Origin of the sequence: Enterococcus sp. S53 (genome assembly GCF_016516865.1) — a bacterium.
GTDB classification, from domain to species: Bacteria; Bacillota; Bacilli; order Lactobacillales; family Enterococcaceae; genus Enterococcus_D; species Enterococcus_D innesii.
This window is the reverse complement of the sequence record NZ_JACVUH010000072.1, coordinates 1-445: the sequence shown is the minus strand read 5'-3', so window position 1 is coordinate 445 and position 445 is coordinate 1. Positions and strand designations below refer to the sequence as shown.

Annotated in this window: 1 protein-coding gene; it reads left to right on the top strand. The window is 31.9% G+C overall.

Translation table 11 applies throughout. The annotated features are described in order from the left end of the window. The first annotated feature begins 174 nt into the window (after positions 1-174). A complete protein-coding gene (locus tag IAE45_RS18720; protein ID WP_200127913.1) occupies positions 175-348 on the top strand; it encodes a hypothetical protein in 174 nt (57 codons plus the stop codon). Positions 349-445 lie beyond the last annotated feature (97 nt).

Here is a 445-nt window from a genome sequence, read left to right as displayed (position 1 = left end):
GGCTGGTAACACAGTTTATTTCACTAAAGTAACTACAACGCCTTTGGGTTACAAGAAGAAACCACCTGAGCAGATCCAGAATAAATCAGGTAGGCGATTTGCCGGAAAGTGAAGGTGATCCTGAAATCTCGCATTTATGCGTTAAATAAAAATAATAGAAAAGGAGTGATTTTCGTGGGAGAAGAAAAGAATCATGGGAATGTGACAATTAACTTAAAAATCAAGAAAACTATCTATTTGAAAATCTTGCAAATTAAAATTGTTAGTTTCTTTAGTAAGAAAAAAGCAGAAGAAATGTACAATAATTTGGATGGCAATGACTTTGTTAAATTAAAGTCAATCGTATAAGTAACATCTACTAAAAAATATGGAGAGTGTGAATTTTATGGATGAGAAAGCATTTATTGAAAGATGTCGAGAATTGGTTGAAGAATATGCAATCATA